Origin of the sequence: Arthrobacter sp. M4 (assembly GCF_020251205.1) — a bacterium.
Taxonomy (GTDB): Bacteria; Actinomycetota; Actinomycetes; order Actinomycetales; family Micrococcaceae; genus Arthrobacter.
In genome coordinates this window covers 148899-161743 of sequence record NZ_JAIWYX010000009.1, presented here as the reverse complement: position 1 = coordinate 161743, position 12845 = coordinate 148899, and the positions used below count along the sequence as shown (strand labels likewise).

Here is a 12845-nt window from a genome sequence, read left to right as displayed (position 1 = left end):
CGGCCGAACGCGACGACATCGAAGCCGCCGCCCTGTACGAACTGCTCGAAACCCAGGTAGCCCCCCGGTTCTACGGCGCCAGCGTCTCCGAACACGCCGGTTCCGCCGGACCATCCCAGTCAGTGCCCGAATCCGTGCCTACCCACTGGGTGTCCATGATCAAGCACACCCTTTCCCACCTCGGCCCGGCAGTCTCCGCCGAACGCATGCTCCAGGACTACGTGAACAACCTCTACAGGCCGGCAGCGCTCTCCGGCCGGCGCGCTTCCGCCGAGTCCTACAAGGAAGCCAAGGACCTCGCGGCGTGGGCTTCGAAGGTCCGCGAGGCCTGGCCCGAGCTGCTGGTAGAGCACGTGGACTCCGTAGGTGTCTCCGAGGAACCCCAGGTGGGCGACTCCCTGCAGGTCAACGCCTACGTCGCCCTGCACACCCTCACCCCGGAGGACGTCACCGTGGAAGTCGCCTATGGCCGCGCGGAGGAAAGCGATGAGCTTCGGGATATTGCGGTTGCCGAGCTGCTCCCCACCGATGATCTGGGCCACGGACGCCACCTGTTTGCCGGCTCCGTGATCATCAACCGCCCGGGCTCCTTCGGCTACACCGTCCGGGTGTTCCCGAAGCATCCCGCGCTGGCGACCAAAGCCGAACTAGGCCTCATCGTCAACGCTTAAAACCAAAGGGCCGCCCGTCGATGCACTCGGCGGGCGGCCTTTGGCATTAAGACCACCTAGGGCAAGCAGACAGCGATAATAGCCAAATCCCGTCCCGCATAGGCCTCCGCATCCTGGAGGATTTCGCACACTACTCCGAATGACCTGTCTGCCCTGTAGACCGCAGGCACCTGCCAGATCATCGTGACCGGGGGCTGGTCGTCGTCTGCCACCGAATCGACGAAGTCGTGCAGGGAATCGTTCAGGGCGTCCAAGTTCACTCCGTAGTACTCTGGGAAGTCCAGCACCTGGCCAAAAACCTCAAGAACGCCCGTCTTGCTATCCGCAGGTGGTACAAGAATGGTGCGCCTGCCGGCATCCGAGACCTGCTCACGAAGTTCGTCCAAGGTCCATGTGTCTGCGGAGTAAATCTTCATGGCTAGGTGCGGTAAATATTGATGCTGTAGGCCTGCAGGATGTCCCGCTCACCGGAGGCTACGCGGACTCCCTGGCGAAGGTCGTGAAGATCCGATGTGGTCAGGCGCAGCTCGAACATCCGGTTCCCTGTGCCCTTTTCATTGCTGACCCGGGGTAGGACGAATTTCACGTCCTTGGGGCCACCATTGACCACAACCAATCCTTCAAGGCCACTTTCCTCGGAGCCTAGCAGGAGCTGTACAACACGCTGTGTGGGATCGTTCCATCGGTCCATGGACATTGGCTTTCCTGCAGCGTCGTACCAGTGCAGGTAGGCCTTCTCCTCACGGATGGGGAAATCGTGTGGCTGCTGGGACAGGAACTCCCTGCGAAGCCTGATGACGCGTTTGGTGCTGCGGAGCATGGCGTGCGCCTCGGGGGGCATGGACCAGTCCAACCAGGCGAGCGAGTTGTCCTGGCAATAGGCATTGTTGTTGCCCTGTTGCGTCCTGCCCAGTTCGTCCCCGGCCGAAATCATCGGCACTCCAATGGACACCATGAGTGTGGCCATGAGGTTACGCCGGGCCTGGGCGCGGGCAGCTACGATCCGTTCGTCCTCGGAACGGCCTTCAAAGCCGTGGTTGTAGCTGAGGTTGTCGCTGTGGCCGTCACGGTTCTGCTCACCGTTGGCCTCGTTGTGCTTACGGTCATAGGACACCAGGTCTGCAAGGGTGAAGCCGTCGTGGGCCGTGACGAAGTTGACCGATGCCATGCGCGAACGTCCGGAATGTTCAAACAGCCCGGCGGAGCCGGAGATCACATCGGCGAGTTCACCAGCCGAGCCGCCAGTGCCGCCGGCTTCGATCTTGGCACGGTCTGCGACCCAGAATCGCCGCACCCCATCCCGGAAGTGGTCGTTCCAGTCCTGCCAGCCCACCGGGAAACGGCCGGTCTGCCAGCCGCCAAAGCCAACGTCCCACGGTTCGGCGATGAGTTTGACCTCGGACAAAATGGGATCCGCGGCCAAGGCCACCAAGAAGGGATGCTTGGGATCGAACTCATTGGAAGCGTTCCTGCAAAGGGTCACGGCAAGGTCGAAGCGGAAGCCGTCGATGTGGAATTCGTTGACCCAGTAACGTAGCGAATCCAAGACCAGCTGGACGACCTTGGGCTCGGCGAAATTCATGGAGTTGCCACACCCGGTTGTGTCCAGGTACCGGCCTGCGGCGTCGTGGCGGTAGTAGTGCTTCTCCCCCAGGCCCCGGAAGCTCAGTTCGGGACCGTCGGGGCCGCCTTCGGCCGTGTGGTTGTACACAACGTCGAGCAAGACCTCAATGCCAGCCGCGTGGAGCAGCTTGATCATGCCCTTCAGCTCGTCCTGCACCGCGTGCGGCCCGGCCTTTTGGGCGGATTCCGTGGCGTAGTCAGAGTGCGGCGCGAAAAAGGCTGCGGTGTTATAGCCCCAGTAATTCGTCAGGCCAAGATCCTGCAGGTGCACTTCGTCCACGTGGAAGTGGATCGGCAACAGCTGCACGGCCGTGATTCCAAGGGAAGTCAGGTGCTCGATCATGGCCGGGTGCGCCATGCCGGCGTAGGTGCCGCGAAGTTCCTCGGGAATGTCCGGGTGGAGCATGGTCTGCCCGCGGACATGGGCCTCATAGATGATGGTGTTCCGCCACGGCGTCCCAGGGTGCCGGTCGTCGCCCCAATCGAAGGAGCTGTCCATACGAACGCTTGTGAGGAAGTCGCCGCGCTGGTCGATCCCCCGGCCGTAAGGGTCCAGCAAAAGCTGCTGACCGTCGTCGTCCGCTATTTCCGGCGCCGGAACCGAGACGGGAAGGGCGTCCTCAGCGTCCGCGGGGCGAAAGCCATAGCGGGTCCCCGGGGGCATAAAGTCCACGATCCCGTGATGGACGCCCGAGGTGACGGCAGGGAGGGGCCGGACCTTCCACGAATCGCCGGGAGTCTGGTAAACAATCTCCAGGCGGCTGGCTTCCGGTGCGAAGACAGCCACATTTACGCTGTCCCGGGACATGTGGTCCGCTACAGCGAAACCCGCCCGCGGAACGCTGACCCCGAGCGGCGAGGGCCGCGAGGCGTCCACGGTGGATGCGGTGTCAAGGATCTGCATAACCATCGGTTAAAGCTTAGCGGGAGGGCCAAAATCTCCGTCAGGAGCACCCCAATTATGTCAGCGATCCCCGTTGGCCGCATTGCGGCTTCCCGCGGCGTCGCACGGTTAGGCGCGGAGTACGACGTCGAGGGTCACCGCCAGGTGATTGTCGATCGCCTTCTGGGCGGCGGCTACGTCGCCGTTGGTCAGGGCGTCGACGATCATCTGGTGTTCGTCGCAGACGTTACTCTGCCTGTCCTGGGTGCGGAACAGCGCCTCTACACCAATGAAAACCTGGCGGGTGCGGAGCTTATTGTAGGTCTGGGAGATGAGGTCGTTGTCAGCAGCATCGATAAGGAGCTGATGGAAGTGCTGATCAAGGCGAATGAACTCGGTGGCTTGACCACGCCCGCCTTCGACCAAGCCGTCATGTCCCGCAACGAGGGCCCGCTGCTCATCGAGTGCCCGCCGCATTTTGCCGGTGGGTACAGTTCCGGCCGCGATTGCGGAGGCTGCCGCGTACCGTTCCAGGACTCCCCGAAGTTCGAACAGCTCCGAAATCTGCCGTCCCGAAATCACTGGAATCAGGGCGCCGCGGTTGGGAATCAGTTCGATCAGGCCGTCAGAGACGAGCAGCAGCAGTGCCTCGCGAACCGGGGTCCGGGACACACCCACCTCACGGGCCAGCTCCGCCTCATTGACGAACGTTCCCTGCATTGTAGGGTCAACAAGGATCTGGTCCCTCAAATACTCGTAGGCTTTTTGGCGGCCGCTGGCCGCATCCCCTCGCTGCATACTTTAGGTATACACTAATTCGGAGGTTATTGTGCGTATAGCTATCGCCCAAATCATCACTGGCCGGGATCTGGGCCAAAACCTGGAGCTCCTCGAGGACTACGCGAGGAAAGCCAAGGATGGTGGTGCCGAACTGGTGGTGTTCCCCGAGGCGTCCATGCGCGCGTTCGGCAACTCCTTGGTGGACATTGCCGAGCCCCTGGACGGCCCTTGGGCGCAGCGGGTCCGGGCCCTCGCCTCCGAATTGGGCATAGTGATTGTGGCAGGGATGTTCACGCCGGGCCGTAACGCGGACGGTTCTCCCAACGGAAAAGTCCGCAACACTCTGCTGGTGACCGGCCCCGGCGTCGAAACCAGCTACGACAAGATCCACCTCTTCGACGCGTTCGGCTTTGCGGAGTCGGACACGGTAGACCCGGGTACAGATCCGGTGACGTTCGACGCCGGCGGCCTCACTTTTGGCTTGGGAACTTGCTACGACGTCCGCTTCCCTGCCTTGTTCACAGCCAACGCCCTCCGCGGGGCCGACGTGAATATCGTGTGCGCCTCATGGGGAGCAGGCCCGGGCAAAGTTGAACAGTGGGAACTCCTGACGCGTGCGCGCGCCGTGGACACAACAACGTTTGTGCTCGCCTGCGGCCAGGGAGACCCCGCCACAATCGGACGCGAACAGAAGGGCTCGGCACCCACCGGCGTGGGCCACTCCGCAGTGATCTCCCCCTTCGGCGCCCCGCTGGACTCCCTGGAAGGGGAACCAGGCCTCCTCTTCGCAGACCTGGACCCCGACGTCGTCAAGGAAGCCCGAACAACCCTCCCGGTGCTGGCCAACCGAGTCGAGTTCTAGCGACCCTTCACTGAGCAGAGCGCTGGCGGGAGACTTCGTAGAGGGAGATACCCACGGCCATGGAGGCGTTCAGCGACTCCATGGCGGAGTCGATAGGGATCGACACGATTTGGTCGCAGTTTTCGCGGACCAGGCGGCTGAGGCCCTTGCCTTCGGAGCCTACGACGATGCAGACCGGCTCCGTGGCCAAGGTGAGGTCCGGGAGTGAAACATCGCCGCCGCCGTCGAGACCAAGGACGAAGATGCCCATGTCCTTGTACTGCTTCAGCGTGTTGTTCAGGTTGGAGGCCCGGGCGACCGGGACGCGTACTGCGGCGCCGGCGCTTGTCTTCCAGGCAGCCGCGGTGACCCCAACGGAGCGCCGCTCGGGCACCACAACGCCGTGTCCGCTGAAGGCGGAGACGGAGCGGATGATCGCTCCGAGGTTGCGGGGGTCGGTGATGCCGTCGAGCGCCACGATCAGCGGAGCATTGGCAATGTGCCCCTTCTTCCACTTGGCGACGGTCTCTTCGGCAAGCTCGTACGCGTCGGCGTACTCATACGGCGGGATCTGCAAGGCCAGGCCCTGGTGTACGGCGTCATCGGTCAGCCGGTCGAGCTCCGGTTTGCCGGTTTCCATCAGCGGGATGCCGCGTTCGGCCGCAATCCTGAGGGATTCCTTGACGCGGTCGTCCATTTCGATGCGGGTGGCTATGTGGAGTGCTTTGGCAGGCACGCCCGCGCGAAGGGCCTCGACGACGGAGTTGCGGCCGGTCACGAACTCTTCCGTTGCACGGCCCTTTGGGCCGGTGCCTGCCCGGCTCGGCCGACCAGTTGCGCCGGGGCGCTTGGCTGCGGCGCGTTCGGCCAGCTGCTTGTTGCGGTACGCCTTGTGGTAGACGCGGTCCTCCGCCTTGGGCGTGGGGCCCTTGCCTTCGAGGGCCTTGCGCCCGTGGCCGCCGGTACCCACGGTGGGGCCCTTTTTTGTTCCCTTGCGGATTGCGCCGGGGCGACCGTGGTTGGCCATGATTCCACCCTTGATTGAAATGAATAAGTCTGATGTCCAGTCTACTGACTCAGGTCAGCAGCCCCGGGCCCGGTGCCCAGTGGTGCGAAAACCGCGCGATCAATCGCGTTTCAGGCTCCAGGTGGCACCTTCCACGCCGTCCTCTACCACGATGCCGGCTGCGGTGAGCGTGTCCCGGATCGCGTCGGAAGCAGCCCAGTCCTTTGCTTGCCGTGCTTCGGCACGTGCCGCCAGTTGCGCTTCGACGAGCACTTCCAAGGCCTTCAGCGTCTGGGTGTTCTCTTCAGCCTCACCCCGGGCATCGTTCAAGCCCAGGACGGTTGTCATGGCCAAGACAGCTTGCAGGGCCTCCTGCACACCGTTATCGTCGCCGTTTGCCAGGGCGGTGTTGCCCGCGCGGACGGTCTCGTGCAGCACACCGAGTGCCTGCGGCACGTTGAGGTCGTCGTCCATGGCGGCCCCGAACGCCTCGGGCACCGGGTTCGATTCGGCGTCGGCGGTGAACTCACCACCGAACTTCTTGCGCGCTTTGGCGATAAAGCCATAAACACGCTCGACGGCGGCAGATGCCTCCTGCAGCGAAGTCGGCCGGTAGTCAAGGATTGAGCGGTACTGCGCCTGCCCGAGGTAATACCGAACGACGCGCGGGGTCGCGAGCTCGAGCATTTCAGCGGGGCTGACGGTGTTGCCGACGGACTTGGACATTTTCTCGCCCTCGTACGTCACCATTCCGTTGTGCATCCAGAAGTTGGCGAACTTGTTGCCGGCGGCTTGCGACTGGGCCATTTCGTTCTCATGGTGCGGGAACCGCAGGTCAAGTCCGCCGCCGTGGATGTCGAAGCTTTCGCCGAGGTATTTGCTGGCCATGGCGGAGCACTCAAGGTGCCAACCGGGACGGCCGGTACCCCATGGCGAAGTCCAGCTGGCCGTGATTGGTTCGCCGTCCTTCCAGCCTTTCCAAAGCGCAAAGTCGCGGGGATCCTTCTTGCCGCGGGGATCCGCGTCCGGGGCGGCCTGCATGTCTTCGATCTTTTGCCTGGTGAGGGAGCCATAGTTTTCCCAGGAGCGCACATCGAAGTACACATCCCCGGAATCATCCAGTGCCGTATAAGCGTGGCCCCGGTCCATGAGCTGTTGAATGAGGGCGTGCATCTCCGGAATGTGTCCGGTGGCGCGGGGCTCATACGTAGGCTTCTGGACACCCAAGGTCTCGTAGGCATCTTCGAAGGCCTGCTCGTAGCGGTAGGCAAGGGCCCACCACTCCTCGTTGGGAAGCGCAGTGGGTTCTTCAGCCCAGTCCGGCCCGAACGACATCGCTGATTTGGCCAGGATTTTGTCGTCGATGTCCGTGACGTTGCGCACCACTGTCACGTTGAGTGCCCGGTAGGACAGCCAGCGGGTCAGTTGGTCGAAGGCGATCGCGGAGCGAATATGCCCCACGTGCGGCATGCCCTGGACCGTGGCGCCGCAGTAGTAGACACTCGCCTTGCCCGGTACGAGGGGAACGAAGTCGCGGACTTCGGCGGTTGCAGTGTCGTAAAAGCGCAGTGTCACCGCTTTAGGTTATCCGATGCTGAAGCGCTGGGAACCTACTTGCACACCTCGCCGATCTTGTTATTCAACGTTGCCAGCTCGTTCGTCTGCTCCGGCGTCCGGGTTCCCAGGGATGTTCCGGCGGCCTTCTTCATGATGTCCGCCATCTTCTGGATGTGCTGTGAGATCTCCGGGGCTACCTTGTCCGCGACTTCCTGGTAATGCCTGGCGATCTGGTCCGATTGCTGCTGCTGGTTCCCCGTGGGCTTGAACGTGTCATTGTTCAGGTAGGCACAGCTGTCTTTGACGTTCATGCGGTTGCTTCCGGGGGCGCAGCCAGCCAGCATCAGGGAGGCAGCTATGGCTGCCGCGGCGACGGCTGTGGTGTGCTTCTTCATGTTTTCTCGCTTCATCATCTGAATTCCTCGGAGTAGGCGCCGGTGTCACTTTCCGGTTTCACCGGATACACGAGTGCTGTGGCAACCGCCGAAATACCCTCACCACGGCCGGTGAAGCCAAGGCCATCGCTGGTGGTGGCGGTGACACTCACCGGTGCACCAGCGGCCTCGGACAACACGCGCTGGGATTCCTCCCGGCGGGGACCGAACTTCGGCCGGTTGGCGACGAACTGCACCGCCACGTTGCCGATCTCAAAACCGGCGGCGCGCACAATGCGGGCGGCTTCGGCCAGGAGCACGACGCCGGATGCCCCGGCGAATTCGGGACGGTCCGTGCCGAAGTGAGTGCCCAAGTCGCCAATGCCGCACGCAGAGAAGAGCGCGTCAGCAGCGGCATGGGCCACGGCGTCGCCGTCGGAATGTCCGGCCAGGCCACGCTCGCCTTCCCACAGCAGCCCTCCCAGCCAGAGCGGCCTGGGGTGGTCCTCAGCGGTGTAGGCGTGCACGTCCACGCCGATGCCGGTACGGGGCAGCAGCAATGATTCCTCCATGGTTGGTCTGTTGTGGTGACCGGGCTAAGCCGCAAGCAGCGGTTAGCCCTCCACGAATCGCATTCCGAGTGGACCCTCAAGCAATCCCTCGGCGATGATCAGGTCCAGCGGCGTGGTGATCTTCAACGACTGGCTGGCGCCCCGTACCGCATGTACTGGAACGCCCATCAGCTCTACGAGCATCGCATCATCGGTCACGGCCGCGGACTGCGCGTCGTCGAAATCCAAGGCAGCCTCGTGGGCCCGCCGGAGCGTCTCCAGGCTGAACCCTTGTGGGGTCTGCACCGACCGCAGCACCTCCCGCTGAGCCGTGCCGGTCACAAGTTCGGGGGCTATGCGTGCGTCGTCGCCATCCGTTGCCACCACGGTCTTGACGGTGTCGACGACGGGTATCACTGGGATGACTGCCTGGGCTCCGGCGGCCAGCGCCTCGGCTACACGATGGAAAACCACGTCAGGCGTCAGCGCACGGGCAGCATCGTGCACCAGTACGGCTTCGGTGCCATCCGCCAAAGCTGCCAGTGCGGCCCGCACGGAGTCCGCCCGGGTAGCTCCGCCGCTGACTACGGTAATCTCCGGCACACCGTCAGGTTCGGCGTCTCCGTCCGATCCGTCGTCGCCAAGCAACTCGGCGCGGAATTCCTGGCACAGGGAGCGCAATTGCTCGTCACCCTTGGGGACTGCTACGCAGATCTGCCGCGCGATCCCGGCGGCCGCCACTCCCCGGAGGGCATGCGTCAAAATGGCCTCGCCCCCCAGCGGGACACGCGCCTTGGGCATGCCGTACCCCAGCCTTTCGCCGGAACCGGCAGCTACGACTACGACGGCGATGGCAGGTGACGTCGGTGGGAGACTCATGCGTCCAAGCCTACGTGGTGAAAAAAGAAACCCCGGTGGCAATAACCACCGGGGTTCAATTCTTTAGGAAGCAAGAACCTCGTCGAGGACGCTCGCAGCCTTCTCTTCGTCCGTCTTCTCAGCTAGGGCCAGTTCCGAAATCAGGATCTGACGGGCCTTGGCTAGCATTCGCTTCTCACCCGCAGAAAGCCCGCGGTCGTGATCGCGGCGCCAAAGGTCGCGAACAACCTCAGCAACCTTGATGACGTCGCCGGAAGCCAGCTTCTCCAGATTTGCCTTGTATCGCCGTGACCAGTTGGTGGGCTCTTCAGTGAACTCGGCACGAAGCACATCAAATACGTGCTCCAAACCTTCCTTGCCCACTACATCCCGGACCCCAACCAGGTCCACGTTCTCTGCTGGAACTTCAATGGTCAGATCACCCTGAGCCACTCTGAGCTTGAGATACATCTTCTCTTCGCCCTTAATTGTGCGCATCTTGATTTCTTCAATTTTGGCTGCGCCGTGGTGAGGGTAAACTACTGTCTCGCCGACCTCAAAAACCATGTGGACTTTCCCCTTTCCCGCAGACTAGTTTATCACGGTTCAGGTATACGACCGGCCGCGGCAGGGGCCCTGTGCCGCGGAATGACGCGGAAGACGGGCCCAACCGGTACCAGCCAGCCCCTTGACGCGAGCTGGGAAAGGTGCTTTGGGCAAGCAATCAGTGCCCGGCGAGTGTATGCTGAAGCGCCCGGAATGTGTCCCGGCCGAATCCTTGTTTCAGGTACTTTGCCGATAGGCTATGCCTGAAAAGCATTCCAACCCCCTTAGAGGAGTACGTGTCGTGCGCATTACTGCGATGAACCGCGTCCAGCGCGGAAAGCTGGTCCTGGCAGCGGCCGCCGTTGGCGTCGGCCTGCTGTCCGTGACGGGCTGTGGCTACATCAACGCACAGCAGACCACACACCAGTACGCAGCCTCGGACGGCATCCGCGAGGACTTCGGTCCTTTCCAGCTGCGCAACATCGTGATCGTGTCTGAGGGCGAAGGCAAGCCCGGACGTGTCATCGGCGCCGTGTACAACACTTCAAAGTCCGATGCGACACTGACCATCAAGGGCTCCGGCGGCTCCCAGACTTCGGTGTCGGTGAAGGCCGGGGCCTACACACTCCTTAACGACAGCACCGACGCTGCAACGCTGAGCAATGCCGGCGGCAAGCCCGGCTCGCTGGCCCCCGTGACGCTGAGCGCCCCCGGCACCAGCGCCCGCGAAATCAAGGTTCCGGTAATGGACGGCACCTTGGCCGAATACAAGACCTACCTGCCCACTCCGTCGGCCACCCCGACGTCGACGAGCACTTCCACGTCTACCGGCTCGCCGACGTCCACCTCCACGGCCCACGCCACCGCTACTGCTGGCCACTAACCGGAAGTAACGGCGCAAGGCGGCTGCCGCCGTCGACGTTGACACAGAACTAAAGAGTATGGGCCCCCTCCGCGGAGGGGGCCCATACTCTTATCCAAGCCGTTCTGTCAGCTGCTGAGTGCCACTTGCGCAGCTCACGCAGCCGGCAGATCAGGGCTCAAACTTGTATCCCAGTCCACGCACTGTCACCAGGTAGCGCGGAGCCGAAGGATCGGGCTCGATTTTGCTACGGAGCCGCTTGACGTGCACGTCCAAGGTCTTGGTGTCGCCAACGTAGTCGGATCCCCACACGCGGTCGATCAGCTGCCCGCGGGTCAGCACCCGGCCGGAGTTACGCAGGAGCATCTCCAGGAGTTCGAACTCCTTCAACGGCAGGGACACTTGTTCCCCGCCCACGCTGACAACATGGCGTTCGATGTCCATTCGAACGGGCCCTGCCTGGACCGTTGTGGTGATAAGTTCCTCGGGTTCGCCCTGCCTGCGGAGGACCGCCCGTACTCGGGCAACCAGCTCACGGGAAGAGTACGGCTTGGTGACATAGTCGTCAGCGCCGAGTTCCAGGCCTACGACCTTGTCGATCTCCGAGTCCTTGGCCGTGAGCATAATGACCGGCACGCTGGAGCGCTGACGCAGTTGACGGCAGACCTCTGTACCCGGTGTACCTGGCAACTGCAGGTCAAGCAGGACCAGGTCTGCTCCGTTCCGATCGAATTCGACCAGGGCATCGCTGCCGTTATCCACTACCTCGACTTCGAACCCTTCCTTGCCCAAAAGGTAGGAAAGGGGATCGCTGAACGATTCCTCGTCCTCGACGATGAGAATCCTGCTCACGTACTGGCTCCTTGCTCGCGGGCGTGCTGTACGCCCTTCGTTGGTGCTGTGCCGGCCTCGCTGGCGGCCGGCGGAAGGTGATGGGCACCCGCCGGTGAGTGACCCGCGGCCCCGGATGTCCCGGCGTCGTCCCCGTTTTGTTCTTCTTCCATCTCCGGTAACCGCATGGTGAAGGTGGAACCCTGTCCCGGCTGGGACCACAATGTCACTTCGCCGCCATGGTTGGAGACGACATGCTTGACGATGCTCAAGCCGAGGCCCGTGCCGCCCGTCTGCCGGGATCGCGCTGCATCCACACGGTAGAAACGCTCGAAGACGCGTTCTTGATCCTCAGGGCTCAAGCCTTCGCCCTGGTCTGTCACCGAGATGGCGATGACGCCTTCCTTGGCGCGAGCGCCGATGCCCACGCGCGTATTGGGAGGCGAATACCTGATGGCGTTGTCAATGAGGTTGCGCAGGGCAGTGACCAGGAGATCGGGATCGCCGTAAACCCTGCCTTCCACCTTGCTGCCCACCACCATCGTGATGTTTTTGGCGTCGGCTGGAAGCTGGGAGCGGTCCACGGCCTCGGCGATGACGGCATTGATGTCAACGGGGCGGCCCTCGCGGACCACGTCGGTGCCCTGCAAACGGGACAATTCGATGATGTCCTGCACTAGCGCAGACAAGCGGGTTGATTCCTTATGCATGCGTTTCGCAAACCGGCGAACGGCTTCCTCGTCGTCCGGCGATGCTTCCAGTGCCTCGGCAAGGAGTGAAATCGCACCCACGGGCGTCTTCAGCTCATGCGACACGTTGGCGACAAAGTCGTTGCGGATGGCTTCGGTGCGGGTGATCTCCGTGCGGTCGTCAGCGAGCAGGAGGATGTACTCCCAGCCAAGCTGCGCTGCCCTGACCTGGACCACGATTGTGCTGGAGCCCAGCGGACCACGCGGCAACTCAAGCTGCTCCTCCAGGATCACGCCGTCACGACGGACCTTGCCGATCATGTCCAGCAGCTGCTTGTGCACTACTGTGTGCCCGCGGACCAGTCCGTAGGCGTAGGCTGCTGGACTGGCCCGGACCACGCCGTCGATTGCGTCAACAACAACAAACGCCTTGCCGACGACCGAAAGCACCTCGGCGCTGCCTTCCGGCAACATCGGTTCAGTGGATTCGACGTCGGTGATCTTCCGCTGCCGCTCGCTCACCCGGAACGCAAGCACGCCAAAGACGCCAAGCGACAGGCCGACAAGGCCGGCGATGACACCGATGAGCACTGGATCCACAGCTCCAGCTTAGGTGCTGCTCACTGCCGCGGAGGCGAATATCCATATTTGGCGGGCGGGTTCAGCTAACGTTCATCTAATGGTGCTTAACAGTTCATAGATCACTGACACTGTAATTAGTTGGACTATTGGATCCAGCGCTTCGGCATGCCCGAACCAGGGTCCGGGACGAT

The 12845-nt window shown here is 62.8% G+C and carries 13 protein-coding genes and 1 pseudogene; 3 read left to right on the top strand and 11 right to left on the bottom strand.

The window, feature by feature from the left end:
- Positions 1–671: pseudogene (locus LD110_RS16905) on the top strand (DUF3417 domain-containing protein); the annotation flags it as partial.
- Between the two features lie 56 nt (positions 672–727).
- On the opposite strand, the gene LD110_RS16900 reads toward LD110_RS16905, so the two are convergent.
- From LD110_RS16900 to LD110_RS16890, 3 genes are all read right to left on the bottom strand, one after another.
- Positions 728–1087 (bottom strand): barstar family protein, encoded by a 360-nt coding sequence (locus tag LD110_RS16900; RefSeq protein WP_225500285.1) that lies wholly within the window; start codon positions 1085–1087, stop codon positions 728–730.
- A 2-nt stretch (positions 1088–1089) separates the two neighbouring features.
- Positions 1090–3204: a glycogen debranching protein GlgX gene (gene glgX, locus LD110_RS16895; RefSeq protein WP_225500281.1), complete on the bottom strand. Its 2115-nt coding sequence runs from the start codon at positions 3202–3204 to the stop codon at positions 1090–1092.
- 102 nt (positions 3205–3306) lie between these two features.
- Positions 3307–3975, bottom strand: coding sequence for a GntR family transcriptional regulator (locus LD110_RS16890; RefSeq protein ID WP_225500272.1), 669 nt, complete (start codon positions 3973–3975; stop codon positions 3307–3309).
- A gap of 31 nt (positions 3976–4006) precedes the next feature.
- Here LD110_RS16890 and LD110_RS16885 point away from each other — a divergent pair, with 31 nt between their 5' ends.
- Positions 4007–4819, top strand: coding sequence for a carbon-nitrogen hydrolase family protein (locus LD110_RS16885; protein ID WP_225500271.1), 813 nt, complete (start codon positions 4007–4009; stop codon positions 4817–4819).
- A gap of 7 nt (positions 4820–4826) precedes the next feature.
- Here the strand turns inward: LD110_RS16885 and rlmB are convergent, their stop codons facing one another.
- The 6 genes from rlmB to LD110_RS16855 all read right to left on the bottom strand — a co-directional run bounded on the left by rlmB (position 4827) and on the right by LD110_RS16855 (position 9711).
- The gene (gene rlmB, locus LD110_RS16880; RefSeq protein ID WP_225500270.1) at positions 4827–5825 is read right to left on the bottom strand and encodes a 23S rRNA (guanosine(2251)-2'-O)-methyltransferase RlmB; all 999 of its coding nucleotides are present in this window, start codon (positions 5823–5825) and stop codon (positions 4827–4829) included.
- A 99-nt stretch (positions 5826–5924) separates the two neighbouring features.
- On the bottom strand, positions 5925–7379 hold the full coding sequence (cysS, locus tag LD110_RS16875; protein ID WP_225500267.1) for a cysteine--tRNA ligase: 1455 nt from the start codon (positions 7377–7379) through the stop codon (positions 5925–5927).
- 35 nt (positions 7380–7414) lie between these two features.
- Positions 7415–7774: a hypothetical protein gene (locus LD110_RS16870; protein WP_225500266.1), complete on the bottom strand. Its 360-nt coding sequence runs from the start codon at positions 7772–7774 to the stop codon at positions 7415–7417.
- Positions 7771–8307 carry a 2-C-methyl-D-erythritol 2,4-cyclodiphosphate synthase gene (ispF, locus tag LD110_RS16865; RefSeq protein WP_225500265.1) on the bottom strand — a complete coding sequence of 179 codons (537 nt, stop codon included), beginning with the start codon at positions 8305–8307 and terminating at the stop codon, positions 7771–7773. The genes LD110_RS16870 and ispF overlap by 4 nt, the downstream gene beginning before the upstream one ends.
- 42 nt (positions 8308–8349) lie before the next feature.
- On the bottom strand, positions 8350–9165 hold the full coding sequence (gene ispD / locus LD110_RS16860; RefSeq protein WP_225500258.1) for a 2-C-methyl-D-erythritol 4-phosphate cytidylyltransferase: 816 nt from the start codon (positions 9163–9165) through the stop codon (positions 8350–8352).
- A 63-nt stretch (positions 9166–9228) separates the two neighbouring features.
- Complete coding sequence (locus LD110_RS16855) at positions 9229–9711, bottom strand: CarD family transcriptional regulator (RefSeq protein ID WP_225500254.1); 483 nt, start codon at positions 9709–9711, stop codon at positions 9229–9231.
- Between the two features lie 295 nt (positions 9712–10006).
- Between LD110_RS16855 and LD110_RS16850 the strand changes: the two genes are divergently transcribed.
- Positions 10007–10573, top strand: a complete 567-nt coding sequence (locus LD110_RS16850; RefSeq protein WP_225500303.1) for a hypothetical protein — start codon at positions 10007–10009, stop codon at positions 10571–10573.
- 150 nt (positions 10574–10723) lie between these two features.
- On the opposite strand, the gene LD110_RS16845 is transcribed toward LD110_RS16850, so the two are convergent.
- On the bottom strand, positions 10724–11404 hold the full coding sequence (locus LD110_RS16845) for a response regulator transcription factor (protein WP_225500252.1): 681 nt from the start codon (positions 11402–11404) through the stop codon (positions 10724–10726).
- On the bottom strand, positions 11401–12663 hold the full coding sequence (locus LD110_RS16840) for a cell wall metabolism sensor histidine kinase WalK (protein WP_225500301.1): 1263 nt from the start codon (positions 12661–12663) through the stop codon (positions 11401–11403). Before LD110_RS16840 ends, LD110_RS16845 begins: the two co-directional genes overlap by 4 nt.
- Between the last annotated feature and the right edge of the window lie 182 nt (positions 12664–12845).

Coding starts and splice junctions, on each gene's coding strand:
- LD110_RS16850 (WP_225500303.1), top strand. CDS start 10,007: ATGAACCGCGTCCAGCGCGGAAAGCTGGTCCTGGCAGCGGCCGCCGTT.
- LD110_RS16890 (WP_225500272.1), bottom strand. CDS start 3,975: ATGCAGCGAGGGGATGCGGCCAGCGGCCGCCAAAAAGCCTACGAGTAT.
- LD110_RS16855 (WP_225500254.1), bottom strand. CDS start 9,711: ATGGTTTTTGAGGTCGGCGAGACAGTAGTTTACCCTCACCACGGCGCA.
- rlmB (WP_225500270.1), bottom strand. CDS start 5,825: ATGGCCAACCACGGTCGCCCCGGCGCAATCCGCAAGGGAACAAAAAAG.
- glgX (WP_225500281.1), bottom strand. CDS start 3,204: ATGGTTATGCAGATCCTTGACACCGCATCCACCGTGGACGCCTCGCGG.
- LD110_RS16900 (WP_225500285.1), bottom strand. CDS start 1,087: ATGAAGATTTACTCCGCAGACACATGGACCTTGGACGAACTTCGTGAG.
- ispF (WP_225500265.1), bottom strand. CDS start 8,307: ATGGAGGAATCATTGCTGCTGCCCCGTACCGGCATCGGCGTGGACGTG.
- ispD (WP_225500258.1), bottom strand. CDS start 9,165: ATGAGTCTCCCACCGACGTCACCTGCCATCGCCGTCGTAGTCGTAGCT.
- LD110_RS16870 (WP_225500266.1), bottom strand. CDS start 7,774: ATGATGAAGCGAGAAAACATGAAGAAGCACACCACAGCCGTCGCCGCG.